At 61.5% G+C, this 4,845-nt stretch carries 5 protein-coding genes; 4 read left to right on the top strand and 1 reads right to left on the bottom strand.

From position 1 onward, the window contains the following. Positions 1-187: 187 nt before the first annotated feature. On the bottom strand, positions 188-760 hold the full coding sequence (locus NW853_RS08735; RefSeq protein WP_414335608.1) for a pseudouridine synthase: 573 nt from the start codon (positions 758-760) through the stop codon (positions 188-190). 126 nt (positions 761-886) lie between these two features. Between NW853_RS08735 and NW853_RS08730 the strand changes: the two genes are divergently transcribed. The 4 genes from NW853_RS08730 (at position 887) to NW853_RS08715 (ending at position 4,845) form a co-directional block, all read left to right on the top strand. Then, positions 887-1,216, top strand: coding sequence for a hypothetical protein (locus tag NW853_RS08730; RefSeq protein WP_414348822.1), 330 nt, complete (start codon positions 887-889; stop codon positions 1,214-1,216). Positions 1,217-1,285: 69 nt separating this feature from the next. Further along, positions 1,286-2,149: a carboxylating nicotinate-nucleotide diphosphorylase gene (gene nadC / locus NW853_RS08725; protein ID WP_414335605.1), complete on the top strand. Its 864-nt coding sequence runs from the start codon at positions 1,286-1,288 to the stop codon at positions 2,147-2,149. Between the two features lie 198 nt (positions 2,150-2,347). Further along, positions 2,348-3,304 (top strand): quinolinate synthase NadA, encoded by a 957-nt coding sequence (gene nadA, locus NW853_RS08720; protein ID WP_414348821.1) that lies wholly within the window; start codon positions 2,348-2,350, stop codon positions 3,302-3,304. A 2-nt stretch (positions 3,305-3,306) separates the two neighbouring features. Continuing rightward, positions 3,307-4,845 (top strand): L-aspartate oxidase, encoded by a 1,539-nt coding sequence (locus NW853_RS08715; RefSeq protein WP_414348820.1) that lies wholly within the window; start codon positions 3,307-3,309, stop codon positions 4,843-4,845.

Below are 4,845 nucleotides of genomic sequence, written 5' to 3'. Positions count from 1 at the left end.
GGGAGAGGGTTCTGAGTCTTCTCCCCCTCGCCCCTTGGGAGAGAGGGTCGGGAGAGGAGTTGGATTGGCGGCGAAGTGTCTTAATCCGGTTGGAAATGACCATACATCCAAAACCAAGAAAAGCCTGAAGTTTTAGACCCAACTTTTTGATAAAGACAACTTGATAAAAACAACAACTGCTTGGTGATTAGAAACAGTATTGCTGTAACTGAGCCAGTTCTGCCTCGCTGAGATCCTGCCACTGGCCGGGAGCAAGCCCCGTCAGAGAGAGCGGCCCCAGTCCAACGCGAACCAGCCGCAAAGTTGGGATCCCAACAGCGGCAGTCATGCGGCGCACCTGTCGATTGCGACCCTCCCGCAGCGTCAGTTCCAGCCAGGTGGTGGGGATGGAGCGGCGAAAGCGAATGGGGGGATCCCGTGGCGGCAGGTTGGGTTCCTCGGCCAAGACTTTAACCTGGGCCGGGCGCGTTTTTCGCCCTTGGATGATCAGCCCCTGTTGCAACTGTTGTAGGGCCTGGGGGGTGGGGATCCCTTCCACCTGAACCCAATAGGTGCGCTCGTGGCCGAACTTGGGATCGATCAAGCGGGCATTGAGGATGCCATCATCGGTCAGCAGGAGCAGCCCTTCGCTGTCGCGATCCAATCGACCCACCGGATAGACCCTGGGCACCGGGATAAAAGACTTGAGCGTAGGCCGCCCCTCTTGGTCGGTAAATTGGGTGAGCACACCGTAGGGCTTGTAGAACTTGAGATAACGCATGAGGCACACAACTCATGAATTCCATCTTTCCGGATCTTTCAGCTAGGCAGAGCAGCTTCAACGGTAAGATCGAGCCTTAAGGAGCAATGTTCCTCCACCGGCAGCAGCGTTTGACGGAGCTCACCCATGACCATAGACAACAATTTACTTTGGGTTTTAATCGGAACGGCGGGGCTCTCTCTCCTCAGTCTGGTGTACGTGCTGGTGGACGAGGGCAACAAACGCCGGCGCTACGAACAGCAAAAAGAAAAAGAAGCTGCCCAGCCACCTGCGGTTGCTCCTGAAGAAGAAGCCGCGATCCCGACTGCGCCCTCCCCTTCTGCCCCAGAGCCTGTTGCCGCCCAGCTTCCTCTTAAGGAGCAAGAAACCGCTCCCAGCCTTGAGGACTCTGCCCTCGCCCAAGAGCCGGATACGGCGCCCAGCCCGGCAGAGGAAACGCCGCAAAACACCCCCTAGGGCAAAAGTTGTATCAGATCCTGGCAAAGCCGTCTCATACAACCAGCTCTACCCCCACCAGCTAAAACAATGGACAAAGTTGACTTGCCTGAGGAGATCCTTCGCGCTTGGCTGCGGGAAGATCTGGGTCACGGCGATCTCACCACAGAGCTGACCCTGCCCCCAGGACTGAAGGGCGAGGCGGTGATTTTGGCCAAGGAGCCGGGGATCCTGGCGGGCCTGGAGATTGCCCAAAAAGTCTTCCGGCTGGCAGATCCCCAGGTAGAGTTCACCCCTTGGGTGGAAGAGGGGGCCGCAGTAGCTGCTGGCCAAGAGGTAGCTCATCTCAAGGGATCCCTGCGGGGGATTCTGGCGGGGGAGAGGCTGGCGCTCAACCTTCTCCAAAGGCTGTCCGGCATTGCCACGCTCACCCGCTCCTATGTAGAAGCTCTCCGAGGAACCTCAACCCAGCTTCTGGACACCCGTAAGACCACCCCTGGCCTACGCGCCCTGGAGAAGTATGCAGTACGAGTAGGGGGCGGCAAAAACCACCGCTTTGGCCTCTTCGACGGCATCTTGATCAAAGAGAACCACATCATTGCTACGCAACTCTGTTGCGACCGCAGCGCGGGGGGGGTTTTGACAGCCGTCAAACGGGCCAAGGAAGGCGCTCCCCACCACCTCAAGGTGGAGGTCGAGGTGCGGGATCTCCAAGAACTGGAAGAGGCGTTGGCGGCAGGCGCCGATCTCATCCTCCTGGATAACTTCACCCTGGAAGCAACTCGGGCCGCCGTCCAACGGGTGGGCGGCAAGGTTCCTCTGGAGGCCAGCGGCAACATGAACCTGGAACGGGCCCGGCAAGTTGCCGAGGCAGGCGTGAACTACGTCAGCGTCGGGGCGCTCACCCACTCCGCCAAGGCCTTGGATCTCTCTTTGCTGGTGGTGCCGCCCTGAGACACGCTCTCGCGGGGCACTGCTTTTGATGCTAGCTTGAGAAGACAACCTGGGCTCGGCTCCGTCCCGCTGTTACGAAAGGCTTCTCTTGCCGGCTCAGATGCTTCTCCAAAGCGGAGTTGACCACCTGCGGGAGCTATGCTCTGCCCAAAAAGTGCTCCGCTCCAGCTCACAGAGGAACAAAACCGTTAGGAAGTAATGGAAGGAGAAACCCTGTTGCGAGGCAACGCTGCTGCGACCGTCCGGGAAATTGCTCAGCTCAAACAGGAGAGACAGGCGGTTATTCTTGCTCATTCCTATCAGCTCCCCGAAGTGCAGGAGGTGGCGGACTTTGTGGGAGACTCCTTGGGACTGGCTCGCGAGGCGCAGAAGACCAACGCCCAGGTCATCGTCTTTGCCGGCGTCCACTTTATGGCTGAGACGGCGGCCATCCTCAACCCGGAAAAAACGGTGCTGCTGCCGGATCTGGAGGCGGGCTGCTCCTTGGCCGATAGCATCTGCCCCGAAGATGTGCTGCGCTGGAAAGAGGCCAACCCAGAAGGCCTGGTGGTTGCTTATGTCAACACTGCCGCCGCGATCAAGGCCCTGGCCGATGTCTGCGTAACCAGCGCCAACGCGGTTCAAGTGGTGGCCAGCCTGCCCCCGGATCGCCCCATCTTTTTTGTGCCAGATATGTTCCTGGGGGCCCACGTGGCGCAGGTGACAGGCAGGGAGCTGGATTTGTTTCCCGGCGAGTGCCACGTGCATGTCGGCATTCGGGAAGAGCACCTCAAGGCGATGGTGGAAGAGCATCCTGGGGCAGAGTTCCTCATTCACCCCGAATGCAGTTGTGGCTCCAGTTGTCTGTTTCTCAAACCCGATGCCAAGCTCCTTTCCACCGAGGGCATGGTGCGCCATGCCAAGAGTTCGCCCTGCCGGGAGTTCGTGGTCGCCACCGAGGTGGGCATTCTCCACCGCCTGAAGAAGGAAGCCCCCGACAAGACGTTCATCCCTGTGAAGGCGGATGCCGTCTGCGAGTACATGAAGAAGATCACCCTGGAGAAGATCCGCCGCTCCCTGCTGGAGATGCGCCCCGTGATCCGGGTGCCGGAGGCGGTGGCCGAGAAGGCCCGCAAGTCCATCTTGGCCATGCTGGCGATCCCTGCCGGGGCCTAGAGGTGAAGCGCAAGGACTACGTGCCGCCCTTGCAAGGGGGTCTGTCGGGAACTGCAGCGCTATCGCGATGGGAAACGGATCTGCTGATCCTGGGAGCCGGGGTGGCGGGAGTGTACGCAGCCCTGTGGGCGGAAGCTGAGGGAGCAAGAACCCTGGTGGTGAGCAAGGATCCCTTGCCCTCTGGCTCTACGCCTTGGGCGCAGGGGGGGGTGGCTTTTCCTCTGGACGCGACGGATGTGGCGGCCCATCTCCAGGACACCCTGCAGGCAGGCCGCGGCCTGGTGGAAGCAAAGGTGGCCCGCTCCATCTTGCAGGAAGCGCCCTTTCACCTGGAGAAACTTTTGTCTTGGGGACTGCCTTTCCATCCCGAGCCGGTGCGAGAAGGAGGCCACTCGCGGGCACGGGTGCGTCACCTGGGGGGGGATCGCAGCGGGCTGTGGCTGCTCAGAGGCCTGTTGGGCCGTCTCAGCAGGCCGCCTTTGCAGGGCTACACGGCTCTCAGCCTTTTGCTGGCGGGAGACAGAGTGGCGGGAGCCCTGCTTCTCGGCCCTGAAGGGCCGGTACAGGTGAAGGCCGGGGCGGTTCTCCTGGCTACGGGAGGATTTGGCAGCCTCTTTCCCATCTCCACGGCTCCACCGGGGGCCAGCGGCGATGGAATGGTGCTGGCCTGGCGCGCCGGAGCCATCTTGAGGGATCTGGAGTTTGTGCAATTTCACCCTACGGCCTTGCCCAATGGGGCACTGGTGAGCGAGGCCGCCAGAGGGGTAGGAGCGGTTCTGCTCAACGCCTGGGGGGAGCGTTTCATGCCTCGCTATGCGGAGCTGGGCGAGCTGGCGCCGCGGGATGTGGTGGCCCAGGCTGTTTTCTGGGAGCGGCAGCGGACGGGGGCGGTCTACCTCGACCTGCGCAGCATTGAGCATTTGGGGGAACGCTTTCCCACCATCGTCGCCTCTGCCCGCGCCTTGGGGCTGGATCCCACAACAGATCTTCTCCCAGTCGCTCCTGCGGCTCACTACGTGATGGGTGGGGTACGCACCGACGCTGGCGGCTTCACCGGCTTGCCGGGCCTCTATGCAGCGGGGGAGGTGGCTTCCACGGGCTTGCATGGGGCCAATCGCCTAGCTTCCAACAGCCTTTTGGAAGGGCTGGTCATGGGCAAGCGGGCCGCTCTGGCCGCCTTGCAAGATTTACACGGCCCCCCTCGGCAGCCCCAGGCACTACCTGTGCTCACTGCGCCACCCTCTCTTCTCCCCAAGCTCAAGCCGCAAGTGGGAGAAGCCCTGGGCGTGGTGCGGGAGGGCGAGCGGCTGCGAGCTTTTCTGGCTTTTGCAAAAGCCCTGCCCCTAGAGGAGAAGCCCTGGGCCAGCCGGGAAGAGGCGGAGGCCGGCAGTCTACTTTTGCTCGCTCGCCTGGTGGCACAGGGGGCGCTGCTGCGAGAGGAAAGCCGAGGGGCCCATTTCCGAGAAGATTTTCCCCAGGAAGGGGAGCCTTTTCACACCGAAGTGTGCGGCTCAACCCTTTGTCGAGCACCTGCAGGTTGA

The sequence above is a fragment of the Synechococcus sp. H55.11 genome, from assembly GCF_047462475.1.
Lineage (GTDB): Bacteria > Cyanobacteriota > Cyanobacteriia > Thermostichales > Thermostichaceae > Thermostichus.
The sequence above is the reverse complement of the archived record's forward strand: the minus strand, read 5'-3'. Positions and strand labels throughout refer to the sequence as shown.

Excerpts from the sequence above, each read along its gene's own strand:
- nadA (WP_414348821.1), top strand. The coding sequence starts at position 2,348 with ATGGAAGGAGAAACCCTGTTGCGAGGCAACGCTGCTGCGACCGTCCGG.
- NW853_RS08735 (WP_414335608.1), bottom strand. The coding sequence starts at position 760 with ATGCGTTATCTCAAGTTCTACAAGCCCTACGGTGTGCTCACCCAATTT.
- NW853_RS08730 (WP_414348822.1), top strand. The coding sequence starts at position 887 with ATGACCATAGACAACAATTTACTTTGGGTTTTAATCGGAACGGCGGGG.
- nadC (WP_414335605.1), top strand. The coding sequence starts at position 1,286 with ATGGACAAAGTTGACTTGCCTGAGGAGATCCTTCGCGCTTGGCTGCGG.